Source organism: Pseudomonas sp. FG1, from assembly GCF_034313875.1.
Classification (GTDB): Bacteria; Pseudomonadota; Gammaproteobacteria; order Pseudomonadales; family Pseudomonadaceae; genus Aquipseudomonas; species Aquipseudomonas veronii.
In genome coordinates this window covers 1,314,246-1,336,814 of record NZ_JAVIWP010000001.1, presented here as the reverse complement: position 1 = coordinate 1,336,814, position 22,569 = coordinate 1,314,246, and the positions used below count along the sequence as shown (strand labels likewise).

Annotated in this window: 20 protein-coding genes and 2 pseudogenes; 6 read left to right on the top strand and 16 right to left on the bottom strand. The window is 59.3% G+C overall.

Annotated features, from left to right (window positions below):
* Positions 1 to 95: 95 nt before the first annotated feature.
* The 5 genes from RGV59_RS06325 to RGV59_RS06305 are packed head-to-tail and all read right to left on the bottom strand — an operon-like array spanning position 96 to position 4,028.
* Positions 96 to 731 (bottom strand): SCO family protein, encoded by a 636-nt coding sequence (locus tag RGV59_RS06325; protein ID WP_017849014.1) that lies wholly within the window; start codon positions 729 to 731, stop codon positions 96 to 98.
* On the bottom strand, positions 728 to 1,627 hold the full coding sequence (gene cyoE, locus RGV59_RS06320; RefSeq protein ID WP_046381540.1) for a heme o synthase: 900 nt from the start codon (positions 1,625 to 1,627) through the stop codon (positions 728 to 730). The genes RGV59_RS06325 and cyoE overlap by 4 nt, the downstream gene beginning before the upstream one ends.
* Positions 1,615 to 2,694, bottom strand: coding sequence for a COX15/CtaA family protein (locus RGV59_RS06315; protein ID WP_102618186.1), 1,080 nt, complete (start codon positions 2,692 to 2,694; stop codon positions 1,615 to 1,617). The genes cyoE and RGV59_RS06315 overlap by 13 nt, the downstream gene beginning before the upstream one ends.
* Before the next feature lie 10 nt (positions 2,695 to 2,704).
* On the bottom strand, positions 2,705 to 3,298 hold the full coding sequence (locus RGV59_RS06310) for a hypothetical protein (RefSeq protein WP_026140286.1): 594 nt from the start codon (positions 3,296 to 3,298) through the stop codon (positions 2,705 to 2,707).
* Positions 3,264 to 4,028, bottom strand: a complete 765-nt coding sequence (locus tag RGV59_RS06305) for an SURF1 family protein (RefSeq protein WP_102618187.1) — start codon at positions 4,026 to 4,028, stop codon at positions 3,264 to 3,266. The genes RGV59_RS06310 and RGV59_RS06305 overlap by 35 nt, the downstream gene beginning before the upstream one ends.
* A gap of 32 nt (positions 4,029 to 4,060) precedes the next feature.
* Here RGV59_RS06305 and RGV59_RS06300 point away from each other — a divergent pair, with 32 nt between their 5' ends.
* Positions 4,061 to 4,264, top strand: a complete 204-nt coding sequence (locus RGV59_RS06300; RefSeq protein WP_017849009.1) for a twin transmembrane helix small protein — start codon at positions 4,061 to 4,063, stop codon at positions 4,262 to 4,264.
* 6 nt (positions 4,265 to 4,270) lie between these two features.
* On the opposite strand, the gene RGV59_RS06295 is transcribed toward RGV59_RS06300, so the two are convergent.
* From RGV59_RS06295 to coxB, 4 genes are read right to left on the bottom strand one after another with little or no spacing between them, the layout of a single operon-like run.
* The gene (locus RGV59_RS06295) at positions 4,271 to 5,158 is read right to left on the bottom strand and encodes a cytochrome c oxidase subunit 3 (protein ID WP_017849008.1); all 888 of its coding nucleotides are present in this window, start codon (positions 5,156 to 5,158) and stop codon (positions 4,271 to 4,273) included.
* A 35-nt stretch (positions 5,159 to 5,193) separates the two neighbouring features.
* Positions 5,194 to 5,745, bottom strand: a complete 552-nt coding sequence (locus tag RGV59_RS06290) for a cytochrome c oxidase assembly protein (RefSeq protein ID WP_026140285.1) — start codon at positions 5,743 to 5,745, stop codon at positions 5,194 to 5,196.
* 43 nt (positions 5,746 to 5,788) lie between these two features.
* Entirely contained in the window at positions 5,789 to 7,378 is a 1,590-nt protein-coding gene (gene ctaD / locus RGV59_RS06285) for a cytochrome c oxidase subunit I (protein WP_017849006.1), read from the bottom strand.
* A gap of 58 nt (positions 7,379 to 7,436) precedes the next feature.
* Positions 7,437 to 8,564, bottom strand: a complete 1,128-nt coding sequence (gene coxB / locus RGV59_RS06280) for a cytochrome c oxidase subunit II (protein ID WP_026140284.1) — start codon at positions 8,562 to 8,564, stop codon at positions 7,437 to 7,439.
* Positions 8,565 to 8,932: 368 nt separating this feature from the next.
* Here coxB and RGV59_RS06275 point away from each other — a divergent pair, with 368 nt between their 5' ends.
* On the top strand, positions 8,933 to 9,580 hold the full coding sequence (locus tag RGV59_RS06275) for a hypothetical protein (RefSeq protein ID WP_046381543.1): 648 nt from the start codon (positions 8,933 to 8,935) through the stop codon (positions 9,578 to 9,580).
* A 69-nt stretch (positions 9,581 to 9,649) separates the two neighbouring features.
* Here RGV59_RS06275 and RGV59_RS06270 read toward each other — a convergent pair whose 3' ends face one another.
* The 3 genes and pseudogenes from RGV59_RS06270 to RGV59_RS06260 form a co-directional block, all read right to left on the bottom strand.
* Positions 9,650 to 11,197: a SulP family inorganic anion transporter gene (locus RGV59_RS06270; protein WP_079442554.1), complete on the bottom strand. Its 1,548-nt coding sequence runs from the start codon at positions 11,195 to 11,197 to the stop codon at positions 9,650 to 9,652.
* 85 nt (positions 11,198 to 11,282) lie between these two features.
* Positions 11,283 to 12,014: a carbonic anhydrase gene (locus RGV59_RS06265; protein ID WP_017849002.1), complete on the bottom strand. Its 732-nt coding sequence runs from the start codon at positions 12,012 to 12,014 to the stop codon at positions 11,283 to 11,285.
* A gap of 227 nt (positions 12,015 to 12,241) precedes the next feature.
* Positions 12,242 to 13,081, bottom strand: a pseudogene (locus tag RGV59_RS06260) (PA0069 family radical SAM protein); the annotation flags it as partial.
* Between the two features lie 30 nt (positions 13,082 to 13,111).
* Between RGV59_RS06260 and RGV59_RS06255 the strand changes: the two are divergent.
* From RGV59_RS06255 to RGV59_RS06240, 4 genes are all read left to right on the top strand, one after another.
* Positions 13,112 to 14,824: a recombinase family protein gene (locus RGV59_RS06255; protein ID WP_322246923.1), complete on the top strand. Its 1,713-nt coding sequence runs from the start codon at positions 13,112 to 13,114 to the stop codon at positions 14,822 to 14,824.
* A 333-nt stretch (positions 14,825 to 15,157) separates the two neighbouring features.
* Positions 15,158 to 15,637, top strand: a complete 480-nt coding sequence (locus RGV59_RS06250; protein ID WP_322246922.1) for a hypothetical protein — start codon at positions 15,158 to 15,160, stop codon at positions 15,635 to 15,637.
* A gap of 54 nt (positions 15,638 to 15,691) precedes the next feature.
* Complete coding sequence (locus RGV59_RS06245; RefSeq protein WP_322246921.1) at positions 15,692 to 16,498, top strand: short-chain dehydrogenase; 807 nt, start codon at positions 15,692 to 15,694, stop codon at positions 16,496 to 16,498.
* 200 nt (positions 16,499 to 16,698) lie between these two features.
* Positions 16,699 to 17,238, top strand: coding sequence for a recombinase family protein (locus tag RGV59_RS06240; protein WP_322246920.1), 540 nt, complete (start codon positions 16,699 to 16,701; stop codon positions 17,236 to 17,238).
* A 276-nt stretch (positions 17,239 to 17,514) separates the two neighbouring features.
* Here the strand turns inward: RGV59_RS06240 and RGV59_RS06235 are convergent, their stop codons facing one another.
* The 4 genes and pseudogenes from RGV59_RS06235 to RGV59_RS06220 all read right to left on the bottom strand — a co-directional run bounded on the left by RGV59_RS06235 (position 17,515) and on the right by RGV59_RS06220 (position 22,568).
* Positions 17,515 to 17,787: a hypothetical protein gene (locus RGV59_RS06235; RefSeq protein ID WP_322246919.1), complete on the bottom strand. Its 273-nt coding sequence runs from the start codon at positions 17,785 to 17,787 to the stop codon at positions 17,515 to 17,517.
* Between the two features lie 1,375 nt (positions 17,788 to 19,162).
* Positions 19,163 to 19,390 (bottom strand): annotated as a pseudogene (locus RGV59_RS06230) (radical SAM protein); the annotation flags it as partial.
* Between the two features lie 70 nt (positions 19,391 to 19,460).
* Positions 19,461 to 20,771 (bottom strand): c-type cytochrome, encoded by a 1,311-nt coding sequence (locus RGV59_RS06225; protein WP_102618188.1) that lies wholly within the window; start codon positions 20,769 to 20,771, stop codon positions 19,461 to 19,463.
* A gap of 12 nt (positions 20,772 to 20,783) precedes the next feature.
* Entirely contained in the window at positions 20,784 to 22,568 is a 1,785-nt protein-coding gene (locus tag RGV59_RS06220) for a GMC family oxidoreductase (protein ID WP_026140283.1), read from the bottom strand.
* Position 22,569 lies beyond the last annotated feature (1 nt).

The following is a 22,569-nucleotide window of genomic DNA, read 5'->3' as shown; positions in this document are numbered from 1 at the left end:
TTGCCCCCGATAGCGGCAGTTCAGTCGATGCATACGTTGACTGACCCACCGCCATCGGGAGCAAGCCCCCTCCCACCTGTGTTTTGTGTTGCCTGTTATTTGCGCTGCAACAGCCCTGGCAACTGCGCCACCAGCTTCTGGTTGTTCAGCGGCGCACGAATGAACCCACGCTGGGTGCCATCCGGACCGATCAGCGCGAGGTTGCCGCTGTGGTCGACCGTGTAGTTCGGCTTGGTCGTGTCCGCCGGAATGAACGGGATGCTCACCGCGTTCGACACCTTCTGCACATCGTCCACATTCGCGCCGGTCAGGCCTTCGAATTGCGGGTCGAAATAGCCCAGGTATTGCTTGAGCTGAGTCGGCGTGTCGCGGTTCGGGTCGACGCTGACCAGGATCACCTGCAACTTATCCACAGCTTCTTTGGGCAACTCGCTCTTGATCTGGCGCAGTTGGGCGAGGGTGGTGGGGCAGATGTCCGGGCAGAAGGTGTAGCCGAAGAACAGCAGGCTCCACTTGCCCTTCAACTCGTTGACCAGTACCGGCTGGCCGTCCTGGTTGGTCATGGTCACCGGCGGCAATTGGCGGCTTTGCGGCAGCAGGATGATGCCGGCATCGATCAAGGCGGTCGGGTCGCCCTGGCCCTTGCCCGAGAGCACCTTGTTGACGGTCAGGCCCATGATCAACGCGACAATGGCCACCAGAATGAAGACAGTTTTTTGAGTTCGGGTCATAGGTTCAACAATAAGTAGTGGTCTACGAGCAGGGCGATAAACAGGAGGAACAGGTACCAGATAGAGTACTTGAACGTGTTGATCGCCGCGTGCGGCTGAGCGCCACGGTACAGCACCCAGGCCCATTGCAGAAAGCGTGCGCCCAACACCAGCGCAGATCCGAGGTACAGCAGGCCGCTCATATGGATGACGTAGGGCATCAGGCTCACCGCCAGCAGGACGCAGGTGTAGAGCAGGATATGCACCTTGGTGTAGTGCTCGCCATGGGTGACCGGCAGCATCGGAATATCGGCCTTGGCGTATTCCTCCTTGCGGTGAATGGCCAGGGCCCAGAAGTGCGGCGGGGTCCAGGCGAAGATGATCAGCACCAGCAGCAGCGGCTCGGCGCTGACATGCCCGGTGACCGCAACCCAGCCCAACAGCGGCGGTGCCGCGCCGGCCAGGCCACCGATGACGATGTTCTGCGGCGTCGCGCGCTTGAGAAAGCCGGTGTAGATCACCGCATAACCGAGCAACGAAGCCAGCGTCAGCCAGGCCGCCAGCGGGTTGGTGAACGCCAGCAGCAGCGCCAACCCGGCAACAGCCAGAAACAAAGCAAAGGCCAGCGCCGCCCCGGGCGACACACGCCCCTGGGCGATCGGGCGCTTTTGCGTGCGCGCCATCAGCGTATCGATGCGCCGATCGACGACGTGGTTGACCACCGCCGCGCCACCGGCACACAGGGCGATCCCCAGATTGCCGAAGATCAGCACCGCCCACGGCACCCCGGCGCGGGTGGCGAGGAACATGCCCACCAGCGAGGTGATGAGCATCAGCACCACCACTTTCGGCTTGGTCAGCTCCAGGTAGTCACGCCAGATCGCCTGGCCGTGACGCGCGCCGATCAAGGTCGCCATGGCATCTCTCCTTTGAGGGTGATAAGGCCCGATACGTGTTTACGCGGGCTGAAGCGCCAGCCGAACGGCATCTGGCGGCGCACCCGGACCAGGCTGGTACGGGCGTGGTAATTGACCAGTACCAGGGTCAGCAACAAGGCTGCGCCACCGGCGTTGTGACCGACCGCCACCGGCAGCGGCAGGTGGAAATACACGTTGCTCAGGCCCAGGCCGATCTGTGCCGCCAGGGCGATCAGCAGCAGGCCCGCGAGCCGGGTCATGCCCACCGCGCGCAGCTGCCAGGCCAGGCCCAGCAATACCAGGGTGACCAGCAGCGCGCCGATGCGGTGGGTCAGGTGAATGGCCGTGCGCGCGTCGCTGTCGAGCTGGCCGCCGAGGTAATTGGGGCCGATGTGCTGGGTCAGGTGGAAGCCATTGGCAAAGTCCGCCGCCGGCCACCACTGGCCATGGCAGGTGGGCAAATCGATACAGGCCACCGCCGCGTAGTTGGAACTCACCCAGCCGCCCAGTGCGATCTGGCCGATCACCAGCACCAGGCCGGCGGTGGCCCAATATTGCAGGCGCTTGGGCACGATCAGCGCGGGCAGCACGCCGGACAGGCGCAGGGTCAGCAGAAACAACAGGCTCAAGGTCGCAAAGCCGCCCAACAGATGCCCGGTCACCACTTGTGGCCAGAGCTTGAGCGTCACCGTCCACATGCCGAACGCCGCCTGGGCGAACACCACCGCCAACAGGAACAGCGGCAACTTCACCGGCTGGCCGGGGTCACGCCGATGCTGCCACGAGCGCGCCGCCAGCAGCACGATCAGCAGGCCCAGGGTGCCGGCAAAGTAACGATGGACCATCTCGCTCCAGCCTTTGTCGGCCTCCACCGGCGTGTCCGGGAAATGCAACTCGGCATGGGCCAACTGGGCGTCGCTTTGCGGCACGCTGATAAAGCCGTAGCAGCCCGGCCAATCCGGGCAACCCAGGCCGGCGTGGGTCAGGCGCGTATAGGCGCCGAGCAATACGACAATCAGCGCCAGCAAGGTGGCAAACAGCGCGAGGCGAAATCCAGGTTTGGCCATGACGATGCCCTTATCCGATGTTCGACAGTTTCAGCAGGTGGCGCAGGTCGTTGAGCAAGTCCTTGCCCTTGACCGTCGTGTCGTAGCGCAGCACCAGGTTGCCGTGGGGATCGACGATCCACAGTTGCGCCTCGCCCGGTGCGGCGGCGGCTTTGCCGAAGGTCGTCAGGTCCAGCGGGTAGCGTTGCAATTGCGGGTATTCGGCCTTGAGCCTGGCCTCGTAATCGGCGCCGACCGGCTGCGCACTGGCCAGGGCATGACTGGCCCGGGACGCATCGCGGCCGAGGCCGATCTGCAGCTGCCGCGCCAGGTACACCAGTTGCCGGCACTCGGCGGCGCAGGCGCTGGGCGCCGTGACGAGCAACTGCCAGCGCTGTTCGTCCGCCTGCACACCGATATCGGCGCGGGTCTGGCCGTTGCCGATCAGTTCGCCGTGGTAACTGCGACTGTCCGGCACCCAGAACTGCAGCTTGTACATAAAGGTGGCGAGCGCCATCGGGCCGATCACCATCAGCAGGATCAGGATCAGCTGCCAGCGGCCTTTGCGCCGGTCGGGCGTCGCTGGCGCATCAGACATGTTGAGTGGATTCATGGCCGCTCCCATGGTGCTTCTCCTTTGCGTTGTGCCATCCGAGGTAGAGGTAAAGGCTCAGCAGCGCCAACGCCATGGCGAACCATTGCACCGCATAGGCCAGGTGTTTTTCCGGGCCCATGGCAACGATGGGCCAGGTGGTGTCGTAGGTGCCGGGGCCGGCTTCGGCGCGCAGTTCGTAGGCAAAACCGCTGCGCCCCAGCTCGGCCCACAACGTCGCCGGATGCAGCGCGGTGAGCAGGCGCGGCCAGTGCGTGGTCGCCGGGTCGGCGTGCAACTGGAAGGTTTCGCCGGGCGCGACATACACCCAGGCGTCAAGATTCACCGGCTGTTCCGGCGTGCTGAAGACGGGCGGCGCGCGCCGATCCGGCCAGGGCAACCAGCCGCGATTGAGCAGCAGCCACAGGCCGCTGGCCTGGTCGTGAAACGGTTGCAGCAGCTCGACGCCGGCCTTGCCATTACGCATGCGGTTGTCGAGCAACACACTGTGCTCGCCGTCGAATTGGCCGCGCAGATGCACGCGACGGAAGGCCGGATCAGCCATGCTGTCGAGTTGCGCACTGCCCACCGGCTCAGCGGCGCGGCGCTCGGCGTAGCTGTCCACCATCAGCTGTTTTTCATGGCCGCGCGACAGTTGCCAGAACCCCAGGCCCACCATCAGCGGCAGCAACACGAGCACCACCAACGTCGGCGCGATACCGGGGCGAAAGCGCTGGATGGCACTGGCTATACTGGATTTCATCGCCCCTCCCCTATAAGCCCTGGAGCCAGACCATGCTCAAAGCCGCCATTGCCCTGATGCTCATCGCGACCGTCGCGAGCCTGTTCAGTGGCTTGTTCTTTCTGGTCAAGGACGAGGGCCACTCCAACCGCCTCGTCACCGCTTTGACCGTGCGTGTCGTACTGGCCGTGATCACCGTGGCGTTGATCGCCTGGGGCTTTTTCAGCGGCCAGCTGGTGTCACATGCGCCTTGGTAGCGCGCCTCACAGCACATACACGAAGAAAAACAGGCCGATCCAGACCACATCCACAAAGTGCCAATACCAACTGGCCGCCTCGAAACCGAACTGGTGCTCGGCATTGAAGTGCCCGCGCAAGATACGCATCAGCATCACGAACAAAATAATCGTGCCGATGGTCACGTGGGCCCCGTGAAAACCGGTGAGCATGAAGAAGGTCGCGCCGTACACGCCGGAGCCCAACGTCAGGCCCAGCTCTTTGTAGGCGTGGATGTATTCCTCGGCCTGGAACCCAAGAAACCCCAGGCCCAGCAGCACCGTGATCGCCAGCCAGAGCTTCAGCGCACCGCGATGGCCTTTGCGCAGCGCATGGTGGGCGATGGTGATGGTCACGCTGGAACTCACCAGCAGGATGGTGTTGACCAACGGCAGGCCCCACGGGCTGATGGTGCCTTCGGGCGCGGGAAACAGCGTGGGATCGGGGTTGTTGAGCAGCGGCCAGACAAACTCGAAATTCGGCCACAGCATATGCGCGATGCCTTTGGAGCCTTCGCCCGCCAACCACGGCGCCGACATATGCCGCACATAAAACAGCGCGCCGAAGAACGCGATAAAGAACATCACTTCGGAAAAGATGAACCAGGTCATGCCCCAGCGGAACGAGCGGTCCATCTGCGCGCTGTACAACCCGGCGCGGCTTTCCTTGATCACCGCGCCGAACCAGCCGAACAGCATGTAGGCCAGTAACAGGCCACCGACGAAAAAGATCCACGGCCCGTGGGATTCCGGGCGCGCAGCCTTCAGGTCGTTGAACCACACGCCCAGGCCATACACGGTGATCAGCAGGCCAACCGTGGCAATTATCGGCCATTTGCTTTGCGCTGGTACGTAGTACGTATCATGAGTCGACATGTATTCGCTCTCCTGATTGAGCGGGCAAACAGTAGCTAGCCGCCGCTATGGACAGCCACGGGCGGTTGGCGCGCAGTGATATCAAACAGCGTGTACGCCAGGGTCAAATGCTTCACATCCTTGGGCATGTCGCGATCGACAATGAAGCGCACCGGCATTTCGATGCGCTCACCGGGTTGCAGCACTTGCTGGGTGAAGCAAAAACACTCGGTCTTGTGGAAGTACATCGCCGCTTCAGCCGGGGAAATGCTCGGGATCGCCTGGGCGGTCATCGGCTTGTCGCTGGGGTTGTAGGCCACGAAGAGCATCTCGTTGACCGCGCCGGGGTTGACCACGATCTCATCGGCCTTGGAATGGAACTCCCAGACCATGTCGATGGCATTGGTGGACAGGAACTGCACCCGCACCTGGCGCGACGGATCGACGATCTGCTCGCCCTCATACTGCCCGGCCGTCTTGCCGTTGATGCCGAACGCCTTGCACATCACGTCGTAGATCGGCACCAGGGCAAAGCCGAAAGCGAACATCGCCAGCACCAGGATCAACAGACGGGTGACCAGGCGCTTGAGTGGCACGGAGTCAGCCATGGCGATCACCCGACAGTGTGGGAGGGGATTTGTGGAAGCCGGTTCATTTGACCTCCGGTGGCGTGGTGAAGGTGTGGTACGGCGCGGGCGAGGGCACGCTCCACTCCAGGCCTTCAGCGCCGTCCCACGGCTTGGCCGGCGCGGGCGGGCCGCCGCGGATGCACTTGATCACGATAAACAGGAAGAAGATCTGCGTGGCACCGAACATGAACGCGCCGATGGACGAGACCATGTTGAAGTCGGCGAACTGCAGGTTGTAGTCCGGCACCCGACGCGGCATGCCGGCCAACCCGACGAAGTGCATCGGGAAGAACGCCATGTTCATGCCCACGAAAGACAGCCAGAAGTGCAGCTTGCCCAGGGTTTCGTCGTACATGTGGCCGGTCCATTTCGGCAGCCAGTAGTAAGCCGAGGCGAAGATGCCGAAGATTGCGCCAGGCACCAGTACGTAATGGAAGTGCGCCACCACGAAGTAGGTGTCGTGGTACTGGAAGTCTGCCGGCGCGATGGCCAGCATCAAGCCGGAGAAACCGCCGATGGTGAACAGGATCACGAACGCCACCGCAAACAGCATCGGCGTCTCGAACGTCAGCGAGCCTTGCCACATGGTGCTGACCCAGTTGAACACCTTCACCCCCGTCGGGACGGCGATCAGCAGGGTGGCGTACATGAAGAACAACTCGCCCACCAGCGGAATGCCGACCACGAACATGTGGTGCGCCCACACGATGAACGACAGGAACGCGATACTCGCCGTGGCGTAGACCATCGAGGTGTAGCCAAACAGCGGTTTGCGCGAAAAGGTCGGGATGATCGAGCTGACGGCGCCGAAGGCCGGCAGGATCATGATGTACACCTCGGGATGGCCGAAGAACCAGAACACATGCTGGAACAACACCGGATCACCACCGCCGGCGGCACTGAAGAAGCTGGTGCCGAAGTGGATGTCCATCAGCATCATCGTCACGCAACCGGCCAGCACCGGCATCACCGCGATCAGCAGGAAAGCGGTGATCAGCCAGGTCCACACGAACAGCGGCATTTTCATCAGGGTCATACCCGGTGCGCGCAGGTTGAGAATGGTGGCGACCACGTTGATCGCGCCCATGATCGAACTGATGCCCATCAGGTGGATGGCGAAGATGAAGAACGTCACGCTTTCCGGGGCGTAGGTGGTGGAGAGCGGGGCGTAGAAGGTCCAGCCGAAATTCGGCCCGCCGCCCGGGGTGAACAAGGTCGAGACCAGTAGCAGGAACGCCGCCGGCAGCAACCAGAAGCTGAAGTTGTTCATGCGCGGCAGGGCCATGTCCGGCGCGCCGATCATCAGCGGGATCATCCAGTTGGCCAGGCCGACGAACGCCGGCATCACCGCGCCGAACACCATGATCAAGCCGTGCATGGTGGTCATCTGATTGAAGAACGCCGGCTCGACGATCTGCAGGCCGGGCTGGAACAGCTCGGCGCGGATCACCATGGCGAACGAGCCGCCGAGCAGGAACATGGTGAAGGCGAACCACAGGTACATCGTGCCGATGTCTTTGTGGTTGGTGGTCAGCACCCAGCGCATCAAACCCTTGGCGGGGCCGTGGGCATGGTCACTGGCGTGGCCGTGGTCATCGATCACAGCGCTCATGGCCGTTCTCCTGCAAACGAGTGGGCGGGGCGGTTCAGCGCATTCGCAATGAAGTGAGTCATTTGCTTTCCGCCTGTTTCAGAGCCAGCACGTCTTTGGGCGTGACCATGTCGCCTTTGTTGTTGCCCCAGGCGTTGCGCTCGTAGGTCACCACCGCGGCGATATCCACTTCCGAGAGTTGCTTGCCGAAGGCGGCCATGGCGGTGCCGGGCTTGCCGAAGTAGACGCGGTGCAGGTGGTCTTCCTTGCTTCCGGTGGCGATCGGCGAGCCTTTGAGTGCCGGGAACATCGGCGGCAGGCCCTGGCCTTCGGCCTGGTGACAGGCCACACAGCTGGTGTGGTAGACCTTGTCGCCACGGGCGACCAGTTCGTCCAGCGTCCACTCCTTGGAGGTCAGCTCCTTGAGCTGAGCGGCCTCAGCCTTGCGCTCGCCGAGCCAGGTGTCGTAGTCGGCCTTGGACTTGACCTCGACCACGATGGGCATGAAGCCGTGGTCCTTGCCGCACAGCTCGGCGCACTGGCCCCGGTAGATGCCGGGCTTCTCGATACGGGTCCAGGCCTCGTTGATGAAACCGGGGATGGCATCGCGCTTGACCGCAAAGGCCGGCACCCACCAGGAGTGGATCACGTCCGCGGCGGTCACCAGAAAACGCACCTTGGCGCCCACCGGCAGCACCAGCGGCTGGTCGACTTCCAGCAGGTAATGTTCGCCTTTGGTGGCCTTGTTGTGGATCTGCTCGGCGGGAGTGGCCAGGTTGCTGAAGAACTCCACATCCTGGCCGAGGTATTTGTAATGCCACTTCCACTGATAGCCGGTGATCTGGATATCGATGTCCGATTCCGTGCTGTCGTAGATGTTGATCAGAGTCTTGGTCGCCGGAATGGCCATGGCCACCAGGATCAGCAAGGGCACTACGGTCCAGAGGATTTCCACGGTGGTGCTTTCGTGGAACTTGGCGGCCACCTGGCCCGTAGACCGGCGGTGAAGGATCATCGACCAGAACATCGCGCCAAATACGACAATGCCGATCACTACACAGATCCAGAAAATGGTCATGTGCAGGTCGAACACGGCGTGACTGACTTCTGTCGCCCCTGGCGCCATATTCGTTGTCCAGGCGGCATGCGCCTGACCGAATACTGACCACAACAGGAGGCCCATCCAAACATGTGGATGTCGCGTCATTGCGGGTTCCCCTTATCGTTCTTGTTATCCCGCCGGTGTGCACCTGCGTCGAAGGGAGCGGCTTCCATACTGCTTACAACCGCTTAGCCTCACCTGCTTATGCAGTCTGGCGTCATCAGCTAATCGCGTACAAAACCGAGTATAGACAGCACCTGCCACCCCGCAATGTGCAGGGGCAAATGAGCTGAAACAGACGGACGGGGCCCATAAGACCGGGGGGCGGAATCGTTTATCCGACGAACGATGGCAATTCGATATAACAGCGGCGCATAACCATGAAATAATTATGACAAATGCGTCTTAGACGCTTGTATAAACGAACTACCTTGTCCTTTCCCTTTTCCTACGCCTGCTTCACTGGAGCTTTCATGAACACCGCCGCATTGCGCGAGCAGATTTCCCTTGCCCATCAACACGAAGCCAGCACCGGCCAACTGGCCCAGCAACTCGAGAAACAATTACCGCACCTGCATTCGGCCATTACCCTGGCGGAGGGTGATCGTAACCTCGTCATGACACGCTTTGTCACTGCCTACGTCGACCTCGTCCCAGACCTGCTGGACGCCGCCAACGACGTAGCCCGCGAGGCCGGTATCGAAAGCCAGGTCAAGCCGGTACTGAAGATTGCCGAGCAGTTTTTCCTGCAACCGCCCGCGATTCTGGCGGGCCATATCGGTCTCGACGGCCTGCTGGACGAGGCCTACCTGGCCCATCGCCTGGTCGAAGAGGTCAATGACCTGTATATCACGCATTTCGGCCAACCGTTGATTCCAGCGGACACCACCGTGGCCAATCTGATTGCCCATCAACTGATCGGTGAAACCTTTGCCAACCAGTTGGACGAAGCCGTACACCATGCAGTAGATAAAATGCTCAGCGAAGACAGCTTTGCGCTGGAATCGGTCGAGGCCTACCGCGAGCAGCTCAAAAGCCTGGCAACGGAAGCAGCGTGGAAGCGCTGGCCGTGCCTGTCGCGCAAGTTGGGCATTGAGTTGGAACTGGATCAGCAGGCCTGAATCTTCGACCTGACGCTAAACACATGCGGGAGAGGGCAAGCCCCCTCCCGCATTTTTGATCCGGTTCCGTCAGTTGGTAAACGGCGCCGAACCGATCCTCGTCGTGGTCCGCACCCGACCTTCCAAGCGACGCTTCAACCCCCGCGCCTCGATCACCAGCTTCGCGCCCTTGGCCGCATTGGCCCGACCCCATTCCTCCAGCAACTCCAGGCAAGAATGGTCGATGTAACTGAGGTTGTTCAGCGGTACATGCAGGGTGTTTCCCGCCGGCACCGTCGACAGCACCCGGGTTAATGCCGGCACTTTCAGAAAAGTCGCCGCGCCGCTCAAACGCAATTCCATTTCACCGTGGCCGGGCAAATCGATCAGGCTGATTTTCAGGCGCGAAGCCTTGAACGCCAGTTTCAGCAACGTCAGCCCGAAACCCACCAACACGCCGGTCAGCAGGTCGGTAAAGACGATCGCCAGCGCCGTGGCCGCGTAGGTAAACATCGGCATCCGCCCGTAGCGGCCCAACGCGCGGAACGCCTTGACGTCCACCAGCTTGATCCCGGTGTACACCAGCACGCCCGCCAGGCTCGCCACCGGAATGCTTTGCAGCACGCTCGACAGCAACAGCACGAACCCCAGCAGCCACACGCCATGGAACATCGCCGACAAGCGCGTGGTGGCGCCGGCCTGCACGTTGGCCGAGCTGCGCACGATCACACCCGTCATCGGCAAGGCGCCGACCAGGCCGCAGAGCATGTTGCCCACGCCTTGCGCGGACAATTCCTTATCGAAGTCAGAACGCTGACCACTGTGCATGCGGTCGACTGCGGCGGCGGAGAGCAGGGTTTCGGCACTGGCGATAAACGCCACGGCGAACGCGGCGATCAACAATTGGGGATCGGCCAGGTTCAGCAAGTCGCTGGGGCGCAGCCAATCGATGGCGTCGGCGAGGTTTTCCGGCACCTCCACGCGCTTGACCTGCAACGCCAGTACCAGGCTGGCCAGCGTTGCCAGGCCCACACCCAACAAGGCGCCCGGCACAAACCGCAGCGGTTGCGGGCGGAACTTATCCCACAGGTACATCACCAACATGGTCGACAGCCCCAGCAAACCGGCCTGCCAGCCAAGGCCGCCGCCCAGGGTAGGCACCGCCGCTGCCAACGCGGCCGGGAAGCCCGCCAGGTTATCCAGCCCTGATGGCTGGGGCGCACCGTCGAGCATCACATGGACCTGCGACAGCACAATCAGCACGCCGATCCCCGCCAGCATGCCGTAGACCACCGCCGGCGCCGTGACACGGAACCAGCAGCCCAGGCGCAAACGCCCGGCCAGCAGTTGCAGCAAGCCGGCCAGCAGCAGGATCGGCCCGAGCATCGGCATGCCGTGCTGGCGCACCAGTTCGAACACCAACACCGCCAACCCCGCCGCCGGCCCGCTGACTTGCAACGGCGACCCCGCCATCCAGCCCACCACCAGGCCCCCGATGATGCCGGTGATCAGGCCCTTGGCCGGCGGCATGCCGGAAGCGATCGCGATCCCCATGCACAAGGGCAGGGCGACCAGAAACACTACCACGGAGGCCAGCAGCTCCCGAGGCAACACAGCTTTTAATTGAGCAGCACGCATGATGACTCTCCCGAGGCATTCGCCGGGCGCGGCAAAGCCTGGCTGCATCCATGGCAGCCACCGCTCTACCCGGCAGGGAAGTGTGTTAGAAGCGCGCTTTAGGCGTCGCGGAGGGGATTGGCTCGGTGCCGTTCAGCGGTCGAAACGCCGCCTTTTCCGCATCGTAGGCGCGGATTTCACTGGTCTCGATGTTGTAGATCCAGCCATGGATAAACAAATGACCATTGGCCATGCGCGAGGCCACGGACGGGTGGGTGCGCAAATGCTGCAACTGGGCGATGACGTTTTCTTCGGTCAGCATCTTCATGCTCTCGCCTTCATTGGCGCAGTCGCAGTTGTCGTGAACCATGGTCTTGGCGACTTCGGCGTGCCGCAGCCAGGCCTTGACCGTCGGCATCTTCTCCAGGCTCGCGGGGTTGAGCACCGCGCGCATCGCGCCGCAGTCGGAGTGCCCGCACACGATGATGTGCTGCACGCCCAGGGCAAGGACCGCGTATTCGATGGCCGTGGAAACACCGCCGTTCATCTGCCCGTAGGGGGGCACCACGTTGCCGACGTTACGGGTCACGAACAGGTCGCCGGGCGAGCTCTGGGTAATCAGCTCGGGCACGATGCGCGAGTCGGCGCAGGTGATGAACATCGCCCGAGGGTTCTGGGCCGTGGCGAGTTTCTTGAAGAGTTCTTCTTGCTGAGGGAAGACGTCGTGATGGAAATGCAAAAAGCCGTCAACGATGTGCTTTAGCGCTGCATCGGCGGACTCCGCCACTTGAGCGGCTGAAGCCGACGCAGCCAACGGCTGTTTATCCTTGTCACTCATGATTCATCCTCTTGATTAATGCAGGGGAGGGTTCAGGTCAATTCGACGCCGGGCCGATGGAATAGTTTTAGAACGTCGCAAAGCCGGGTGCCAACTCGTCAGTCACTCGCTGAACAAAGTAGCCGTCGAAACTTAACTCAAACTGAATCAACCGCTCTAGATCGCGGGTTTCAGTGATGTCAAAACGCGACCACCTCTACGATCACAGTGCGTATTTGCCCAATAGTCTACAACAACGCCATCTGCCTGCCCGGTGGGCAGAACGCCGTGCAATCCAGATTGAAGCCTTCCCGACGGTCGAGCCCAAGGCGCTTGATTGCCTTGCTGAAGCGCTGCGCCAGCAGATCGGCAAACGGCCCCTCTCCGCGCATACGCACGCCGAAGCGACTGTCATACACGCCCCCACCCCGCACCTGGCGTACCAGGCTCATCACATGGGCCGCGCGCTGCGGGTAATGCGCCGCCAGCCACTCCTCGAACAGCGGCGCCACCTCCAGCGGCAGGCGCAGCATCATATACGCCGCACTTTGCGCACCGGCTGCATGGGCTTCGGTGAGCAGGCTCTCCAGCTCGCTGTCGTTGATCATCGGGATCATCGGCGAACACAGCACCCCCACCGGGATACCAGCCTCGCGCATCACCCGGATCGCCCGCAACCGCGCCTTGGGCGCCGCCGTGCGCGGCTCCAGGATGCGCTTGAGTTCGTCGTCGAGGCTGGTGAGGCTGATCATCACCGCCACCAGCCGCTGGCGCGCCAGTTCGGTGAGCAGGTCGAGATCGCGCAGGATCAGCGAGCCCTTGGTGATGATGGTCACCGGGTGCCGATAGCGCAGCAGCACTTCGAGGGTTTGCCGGGTGATCTTGTACTCGCGCTCGATCGGCTGGTACGGATCGGTGTTGGAACCCAGGTTGATCGGCGCACACACGTAGCCGGGCTTGGACAGCTGCTGTTCGAGCACATCGGCGGCGTTGGTCTTGGCGATCAGTTTGGTTTCGAAATCCAGCCCCGGCGACAGGTCCCAATAGGCATGGCTGGGCCGCGCATAGCAGTAGATGCAGCTATACTCTCTGAAAAGAACCAATGTACGGTGAACCCAATGTCAGGCAATGTCTATTCATACATGCGGTGGAGTACAGACCGCCAATCAGACGGATCAACCGAAGCCCGTCAGCGTGCGGCTCAAGAGGCTTTCTGCAAGCATTACGACATGACATTGGTGGAAGAGATCACCGACCCCGGCATGACCAGCTTTCGGGGTAAGAATGCTCACGAAGGAAAGCTCCGTGATTTCATCAACCGTGCAAAACGTGGCGAGATTCCACCCGGTAGCCTTCTCCTGTTTGAGAACGCCGACCGTATGTCGAGGATGCAACTCGCTCACGCCGTCCCCCTGTTCTTTGAAATCCTAGGTGCTGGCTTGAGGATTGGCATTGCCGACCGCCTACAGGTGTATACGCCTGGAACACTCGACCTCGGTGGCCTCATGACCATTCTTGTCGATATGGAACGTGCCAACGCCGAGTCAAAACGGAAGAGTGATTTTGGCCGTGCTGGTTGGGCCAAGGCTCATGTTCGTATGGAGGCGGGCGACGTGACGACGGACAAGGTTGCCCAATGGCTTGAGGTTGAGCGAATTGATGGAGAACGCCGGTTCAAGGTAAAGGAGGACATTGCCGAACAGATACGGGCCTTGTTCACCGCGTCCCTTCAATACGGTGTGGCTGAGTCGTGCAGAAGGGTTAACGAGCAGTTCGGTTCAGGCTGGAAGATTCACCAAGTGCAATACCTGTTGAAGAACCGTCGCTTGATCGGTGAACACACCATAACCAACTACAGCGAACAGGCCGGGAAGAACATGCCATCCGACCGGGTGTTGACTGACTATTACCCGGTGGTCGTGGACAAGAACCTGTTCGCCGAGGTGCAAGCTGTCATTAACAAGCGTAAACCCTTCGCCGGTAAGCAAGACGCCAGCAATCTCAACATCTATAGAGGCTTGGTGAAGTGTGCAGCTTGTGGCGGTAGCGTCCGGTTCATGTTCAAGACCGGCAAGGAGTATTTCCACTGTACCGCCAGCATGAGCAACAGTTGCACAGGGCCAGGAATTCGCAGTATCCGAGGTGAGCACCTACGCCGCTTGCTGTTCAAGTTTGAGCACTGGACCAATCTTCGCACCTACTTCATGCAGTCCAGTGAAGACCTAAAGACCCTTCGTCGTGAGCGTGACGCGTTACTGGCGCTGATAGAGAAGATCGCCACACGTACCAGCCAGACACAACAGCGCCTCATGGACGAAGACGACTCAGACCGGCAATCTGTGCTGCTGGACATGCTCACCAAGGCCAAGGGAGACGACAAGGATGCACGTGCCAAGCTGGCAGCCACTGAAACGCAACTATCAGAGCTGGAAGACGCCTTTACCATTGCCGGGTTGGATATTGGCAACCGTGTGGAGTGGATGTTGAACGACCGTAGCGAGGCGGCTGCACTGGAGCGTGCAAGGATCAATCGGTACCTGTCTAACATCTTTGAAACGCTGGTGATTGACTTCGAGGGAAAGACCCTCAGCACGGCGGTTAAGCCTGCTCTCAAGGGCAAGGTTACGGAGTTCCAAGCCACCATCAGCAGCCCACCAGATAAACGCTTCAACGTTGTTAAAGGGCCAGTCAGGATCGCCGGTAAGAGTCGCAGAGTGCCATCAACAATGCCCGACGCCTTTACTCCGGAAGAACTCGAAACACTCAAGGGAGTGCAGTGGAAAGCACCAATACCGCTGTTGTCGCCTGTGATGAAGAAGCCCTTGCGTTGACATGCCAATAACCTCCCTGAAACGTCTATTAAACCCATATAGGACATATGGTTTTTTCATTGTGGCGGAGAGTGACGACTCGCGGGATGGCCGGTTTCTAGGGCGATCGTTTAACAAAGGCTTTGTTGCGATCCGGTTTGAGGTTTACCGCACTACTAATGCATAATCGTGTCCAAAATTGGTCCCTGATTCGCCATTCTTAGCTTCCACGCACGCCATTGTTGACGCTGGCTCCAGCATTTGTTGGCTAGTGACGTAGAAGGGCGATTGAGTTCGCAAGTATAGGAGGGGGGCTCCGAGTCAGTATGTTCATCTGTAGAGGGAGATCAGTGTGTGAGTGAAACCAGTGAAGAGAAGACCAAGAGAAAGTATCTGACAGTCCTTCGCGGCTACCAGTGGTCATACCAACATTCAGTCTTCTACGATAAACCTGAACAAAGCCATGCATTGCTTGAGCACATGGTGAAATTCAAACAGGTACTCCGTAGACGTTGCCCAGATCAACCGTTCCTTGTCCGTATCCAAACGCTCAAGAAGGGTGCAGCACCACACCAAGCCTACCTGACGATCTTCACGACCAAGAAAGTCGAAGACCTGCAGGAAATGGCGAACAAAGTCTTTCCTGCGATCATGAATGTCATGGGCAAGAGGCTCTCCGTGGAGAAACTGGATCAGATCGCAAGGGCAATCGAGAAACAAAAACCACACGACCTGTCCAAGGTGCTCGACAAGGCAGGGATCAATCGATGGTCTGTCTTGAACAAGCACCTGCTGGTGCCATTGAGTTGCGATAACTCGCTGGAAGTCAGGTAGCTGTACTGGGTCAGCGTATGAGGTTAAACATTTTGAGTCGTTCTGGAGTTAACTATGGCAGTCAAAAAGTTTCCAACCCCTGAAGAGTTTTGCCTAGAGATTCCGCTATATTCTCCCTATCCTGTTGAAGAAGAAACTCTCGAAGCTATAATCGCGCTATTCAGGTACGAGGGACATCTTGATACCTATTGCACTGAATGCAAGTCCGCTTCAGTCTTCAATTGCAATACCGACGATTATGGTAGCCGGATCGTCATGGATAATTGGATGGATCGTCCGTATCGGACTATTAATGCTGTCTGCTCAAGGAATCGGGATCACGTAGCAATTTATAAATTCAGGTGCGCTGCGGATTCAGGCATTCAGAAGGTCGGGCAGTTTCCATCGAGTGCGGACTCAAATATATTCCATGCAAAAAAGTACAGGAAAGTCTTAGGTGATGGTTTGTTCAAAGAATTCACGAAGGCGATTGGGCTGTCTGCTCACGGCGTTGGTGCTGGCTCGTTAGTTTACCTTCGGAGAATTTTTGAGTCATTGATAAGTGATGCTCACGGTGTCGCCTCTTCAAAAGAGGGATGGAACGAAGAGGTCTACAAAAAGGCACGAATGAATGAGCGTATTAAGTTGCTGAAGGATCAGCTGCCAAGTTATCTAGTCGAGCATCATAAAATGTATGGCGTGCTCAGTAGTGGCGTTCACAATCAATCTGAATCTGAATGCCTGAGTTTCTTTCCAGCCCTCAAGACGGGAATTGAGCTGATTCTGGATCAGAAGATATTGGACACCGAACGTCTCAATAAAACAAAGGAGCTTGGACAGTTCCTAAGTCAGTTTGAACAAAGGGGCGAGATTCAGTCATAAGTTAATTCGCAAGAGCATAGGGCTAGGGAGGGCTCAAATGCGCTTATGCAGTATCAGGCTGACCGATTCGTGTTCAGCAGGGTACACCCTGTTGACCACTTGTCGGATGAATACAGTTTCGTGGGCTCCAGCGTTGTTTTCACCGGGCATGAGAGCCAGAATGACAGCCTCTAGACCCAGATGAATACAGGAGCAAGGAAATGGCAGATGTTGGCTACAAGCGCGTTTCAACGGTCGATCAGACTACCGCTCGCCAACTGGATGGCATGACCTTCGCCCAGGTGTTTGAAGACAAGGTGTCAGGTTCCACTACTGAGCGTCCTGCTCTACAGGAAATGCTTCGATACGTTCGTGAGGGCGACACGATCCATGTCCACTCGATTGACAGGCTCGCTCGTAGCTTGGTTGATTTGCTGGGGCTGGTGAGTGACCTCAAGGCCCGTGGCGTGAACATCCAGTTCCACAAGGAGAACCTTCTATTCACCAGCGAGCAGAACGCTAACCAAGACCTGATGTTGAGCCTGATGGGTGCCGTTGCCCAGTTCGAACGCTCAATGATTCGTGAGCGTCAGCGGGAGGGTATCGCCACGGCTAAGGCGAGAGGCGCCTACAAGGGTGGTGTGAAGACCACCAACGCCGATGCAATCCGTACACACGTCGCCAACGGGGCGTCCTACCGTGATACGGCCAAGGCACTTGGAGTGAGTTTAAGCACCGTTCAACGTACTTTGAAAGGCTAACTGTAACGCCCCACAGAGCCCGCCCTGAGCGGGCTTCGTTATGTCAGATAACACCCACAGCACCACGCTCAGCGGCAGGTGAAGGTTATTTTTGCTTTGGTCAGCCTTACCCGACCTGACGTGATGGCGCGTTAAGCAGCTCAGGTAGGTATCTGGCTACCCATCATTATTTTCAGTCAGGGAGCCCCAATCGCTCATCGAGTTGCACCCCATTTCCAGCGGCGAAAAAGGAATTCACAGAATAATCACTTCCGCCGCTTTCCCTGAAAGCCCGGATTATTTTCCGTCGTCGCAGTTGGCGTAGTGACCAATAGAAATGATGCCCGGTGCGCCACGGTTTAGGCTGTCTGTTAGATTCGTTGCCCGTTGTACAATACCGTCGCGAATCATGAGCCAATACACTTGGTTACCGGTGTAGCCACCGTATGAGTTCTTCGCGTTGAGCAAAGTGCAGACGGAGTACCCATACACAGCCTTTCTAGCTGCAAACATGTACTCTTTTCGGGGCTTGCTGATCTTCTTGAAAATGACTGATGCCGGATCTTTCATGCTGTCTTCCGTCCACCTCTTCACTACTGCTTCATACTGTTGAGGGTACTGTCCGTAGTCGGCGGCAGCTAAATCTGCGGGCGTTGGATCTGGAGCCATCGGTGGCAGGGGGGGATGGTTTGCCGCGCACCCAGTCAATCCTGAGCTAATCAGTAATATTGCCGCTGCTATCCCTGCTCTCATGGCGAATCCCTATCGGTACGTAGTTGGCCGATCTTACCGCCGCAGATAGCCTGATGCCATCAGAATAAATATCTATTGAAATCAGTAGGATATGAGCGCTCATACAGGTACATATATAGCGTTGTAATATACAGAGGCACGTAGTGCTCCATTGCCGGAGTCTTATGGATAGCACTTAGCTATCAATTTTACTCAGCTGATAGGCCGTGCCGGCTTATGGGCGCTTGGGATGTGTTTAAGGACAGACCGGGAAGGCCTGAGGTGTTGCGAGTGGCGAAGGACTCACCGGTAGGGAAATTACCGCAGGAAGCCACCAAATCAGCACAAGCTTGGTGGCGACTTTCACCCGTTAACGCGGCGGGCTACGGTGGTGATGGCAAACATCCTCCCATTCGCCGAAACGGAACCGACGATACTGACGGACAGGGATGGTTTTCTTTCCAGCGGTGGTGCGATCGAAGCTATTCATAGCGATTATCTCTCTTTGCTTGAGGTTAGTCGCACATGTCAAGAAACGACCGCCGATCAATTGACAGTTGACTGAACAGCCGTCAATTGGCTTTAATGGCGTCCTTCTCTTGAACCGTGCTCAAACGCATGCGTCAGAGGGTGCGGGTAGCCACGCCACGTTTGCCGACAGAAACGTGACTACTCGCAGACATCTTCAGCTGAGACCCCATTAATTTGGGGTTTCTGCATTTGTGTGGCCACTATATATGCTTCGCTGTGCCCCTGCAAGCCTCCCTGATGCATTCCTAGCTATTTTCTTTCCTTCCCCCTCCCCGTTGCCGCTATTAACGCTTTAACGTTTCCTGAGGCCCTCAAGAGGCCCTATGGAGGCACTGCGACGCATATGTTCAGACGCAGCTGTCCGCTCCAACAAAAGAGATTCAACCGTAGTTTTTAGGGGGAAAGGGTGCGTGAACCCCAACATGTAGGGTCCCGTAGAGAGGCGAAACACAAGATAATGCGTTTTGGGGGGCTTATCAACGCACTACCTGCGGATAACGCTGTGGGTAAAATGTGTATGAAACGCGGAACATCCGTGTAGGCCTTACTGCTGCTGGATTGCGCCGTTTGTCACTAAATGTTCCTAGGGAGAAACCACCTCTACACGTGGCAGCTCACCTCCCTTCTATATATGTCGCAAAATCACCCCGCACTCATATGTACCAATCAGACACTACAGTCAGCCATGCTCACACCCGCGATAAGGATTGATCGAGCGATCGAACGGCAAGTCCGGCGAGTTGTTGCGCGTGATGATGGTCTTGGCCGTTTCGATACGCACTTCGGTGCCCTGGGTCGGCGGCACCTCCTGGTACCAGCCGTCGTCCTCGACCACGCTGACGGTGGGCGCGAAACGATTGTGCAGGTTGGTCGCCGTGCCCCGGCCACGGGGCGGCAGAGGTGCAGACATGAAAACGCCCCTATACTGTTTTTATATACAGTATAGGGGCGCTAGCTGGATGACCAGTGCCGTTTGGCGGTCAGTGCGGTTGCGTGACTTGCCCCAGGTCGTCGCCTGACGTCGTGTGCATGTCATTCTTGCGCAGGTCGGCCACGTCACTGGCCTTCACCGCAGCACCTTTGTTACCCCAACTACCGCGCACGAAGCTGACGACATCCGCCACTTCCTGGTCCGACAGGCGCCAGGCAAACGCCGGCATGGTGAAGGTGGACGGCGCAGTGTGGGTGGCCGGCAATGTGCCGCCGTTCAACACGATGTTGATCAGCGACGTGGCATCCGCCGTCTGCACCACTGGGTTGCCCGCCAGCGCCGGGAACACCCGCGTGTAGCCATGACCGTCGGTGCGATGGCAGGCGGCGCAGTTGTCGATATACACCGACGCGCCCGGCCGGCTGTCATCGCCGTTCCACAGCGCTTCGGCCACCTGCTTGTCGTACTGGTGCGGCGGGTTTTGAGGGTCCATCGCCGGCAGGCTCTTGAGGTAGCGGGCGATCGCGGTCAGGTCGTCCTGGGACATGTACTGCATGCTGTGGACGACCACATCGCTCATGCCGCCGAACACCGCGCTGCGATCACTGCGGCCGGTCTTGAGGAATTGCACCAGTTGCTCTTCGCTCCAACTGCCGAGGCCGTCCTTGTGGTCGCCACGCAGGCTTTTCGCGATCCAACCTTCCAGCGGCGCACTGCCGGACAAAAAAGCGCTGCCGTCGGCCGCACTCAAGGCTTTTTCCTGCATGGTCAGCGCCCGCGGCGTATGGCACGCGCCACAGTGGCCGAGGCCCTCGACCAAGTAAGCGCCACGGCTGATCACTGGATCGGCGCCCGCCACTTCCGGGGTATCCGCCACGGGCGGGGCAAACATCCAGCGCCACGCCGCCAACGGCGAACGCATGCTCAAGGGCCAGGGAATGTCACTGGCCCGGTTTTCCTGGGCGACCGGTTCCACGCCCTTCATGAAGTACGCATACAGCGCCTGCATGTCGCTTTCACTGACGCGGGCGTAAGACGGATAGGGCATCGCTGGGTAAAGCGTACTGCCGCTCTTGGCGACGCCATGGCGCACGGCCTTGTCGAAGTCCGCGAAGCTGTAGGCGCCCAGGCCGGTCTTGTCCGGGGTGATGTTGGTGGAATAGATCACGCCGATGGGGGTCTCCATCGGCAGGCCGCCAGCGAACGGCTTGCCGCCCTTGGCTGTGTGGCAGGCGACGCAGTCGCCGGCGCGGGCCAGGTATTCGCCTTGCTTGATCAGGTCGGTGTCGGCGGCGCTCACCGAGCAGTTGCCGAGCAACGCCAGGGACGCCGCAAAGGAGGCGATAACACGTGCTTTCATGGTCATCGTTCCTTATGCCTGAACCAGTGGGCCGGGATTTTTCAGGTACTGCTCGCGAATCGCTCGCGCCGACCAGTAGGTCAACGCCGCCACCAGGCCGGTAGGGTTGTAACCTAGACCTTGTGGGAAAGCGGACGCGCCGGGGACAAACACGTTGTGTACATCCCAGCACTGCAGGTAGCGGTTCAACGCACTGGTTTTCGGGTCGGTGCCCATGATCGCGCCGCCGTTGAGGTGGGTGGTCTGATAGGACGCGGTATTGAAATGCTCACCGACCTTCTTGCCCAGCACGGCAATGGCCTTGGGGTTCATCGCTTCGGCGATCTTGCCCATTTTCTCGACCATGAAGCGGTTCATCTTGATGTCGTTTTCCTGCCAGTCGAAGGTCATGCGCAGCAGCGGCAGGCCGTAGGCATCGTGGTACACCGGGTCCAGATCGAGGTAGTTACCGCGGTAGGATTGATGCGCGCCGTGGGCATCCATCGACACCTGATGGGTGTAGTAATCAGCGGTGGCACGCTTCCAGGCGCTGCCCCACGCCGGAGTACCGGGTGGGTTGGAGGTGCCGGCGATCGGCCGACTGCCGGCCTGGTTGACCCACATCGGCGAGCCCCCGACGAAGCCATGGGGCCCGTGGTCGAAGTTGTCGGCGTTGAAGTCATCGATGGCCACGCCATTGCCGCCAGCACCGATAAAGTTGTTGGTGTGGGTGTCCTTGTCGAAGAAGGCCTTGATGGTCGCCATGTTCTGGTAGGCGAAGTTCTTGCCTACCACGCCTTCGCCGCTGATCGGGTCGTAGGGCTTGCCGATCCCCGACAGCAGCATCAAGCGCACGTTATGGAACTGGAACGCGCCGAGAATCACCAAATCGGCCGGCTGCTCGCATTCCCGCCCCTGGGCGTCGATATAGGTCACGCCGGTTGCCTTACTCTTGGTGCTGTCGAGGTTGACCTTGAGTACGTGGGAATTCGGCCGCAGCTCGAAGTTCGGCACCTGGCGCAACGCTGGCAGGATGTTCACGTTCGGCGACGCCTTGGAGTACATGTAGCACACGTAGCCACTGCAAAAACCGCAGAAGTTGCACGGGCCCATCTGCGCGCCATAGGGGTTGGTGTATGGCCCCGAGGTATTGGCTGATGGCAGGTTGTAGGGTTTGTAACCGACTGCCGTGGCTGCTTTCTGAAACAGCTGCGCCGACACCGTGTTCTTCTGCGCCTCCAACGGGAACGGGTTGGAACGATCCGGCGCATACGGGTTGCCGCCACGGCCTTCGCCGACCAACTGACCGTTGACGGTCCAGGCCTGGCCGGAGGTGCCGAAGACTTTTTCGGCGTAGTCGAAAAACGGCTCCAGCTCTTCATAGCTGACGCCGAAGTCCTGGATAGTCATGTCCTTGGGAATGAAATGTTTGCCGTAGCGCTCTTCGTAGTGGCTGCGCATGCGCAACTCGATAGGGTCGACGCGAAAATGCACACCCGACCAGTGCAGGCCCGCACCGCCGACGCCGTTGCCCGGCAAAAAGGCGCCGAGCTGACGGTTGGGCAGGGCGACGTCATTCACGCTATGGCGAATCGTTACCGTCTCCTTGGAGATGTCCTGGAAGAGTTTTTTACGCACGCTGTAGGTCAATTCGTCGATGACCTGGGGATAGTTGCCGTCCGGGTAAGTGTCCTGCATCGGGCCGCGCTCTAGCGCTACCACGTTGAGGCCCGCTTCCGTCAGTTCCTTGGCCATGATCGCGCCAGTCCAGCCGAAGCCGACGATCACCGCATCCACTTTTTTCATGATGGTCGCCACG